General features: G+C 50.7%; 1 pseudogene. It reads right to left on the bottom strand.

The features are described from left to right. Window positions 1-598: pseudogene (locus tag HMPREF3052_RS06510) on the bottom strand (terminase); the annotation flags it as partial.

Genomic DNA, 598 nt, shown 5'->3' with positions numbered 1-598 from the left:
TAACGCCGTGCCGTCATCTTGAATCGCTGGTAAGCACAAATGTTTCCATTCTTCGCCGTTGCCACCGTCAAGCAGCCAGCCTGCTAAGTCTTTCTCGTGCAGGCGTTGCATGATTAGAATGATCGGCGTTTCAGGGCTGTTCTTACGGGATTCGACTGTGTTTTGAAACCAGTCGATGATGTTTTGCCGTCTGACCTCGCTTCGTGCTTCGTCTGCTTTATGCGGATCGTCAATGATGATACAACCCCCAAAGCCGTCCCGATGTTTGCCAGCACCGAAACCGGTAATCGTACCGCCTGCGCCTGTTGCGTACATCACACCACCTTCGGTTGTCTTCCAATGGCTACTGCTTTCGCTTTCAAGCTCCACATTCGGGAAAATTGCCCGATATTCCTCATGCTGCACCAAGTTTCTAATCTGCACGGAGTTATTGACCGCCAATGTTGCGGAATAGCTCGCATGAATAAATTCACAATCCGGCACGCACCCCATCGCCCACGCGATGAAGTTCACGACCGCGATTTCCGTTTTCGAGTATCGCGGCGGAATATTAATAATCAAGCGTTTTGTTTCGCCGTTGAAAACACGTTCTAGGGCG

The sequence above is a fragment of the Neisseria sp. HMSC056A03 genome, assembly GCF_001815685.1.
Taxonomy (GTDB): domain Bacteria; phylum Pseudomonadota; class Gammaproteobacteria; order Burkholderiales; family Neisseriaceae; genus Neisseria; species Neisseria subflava.
Note: the sequence above shows the minus strand (reverse complement) of the source record. Positions and strands in the feature narration are given on the sequence as shown.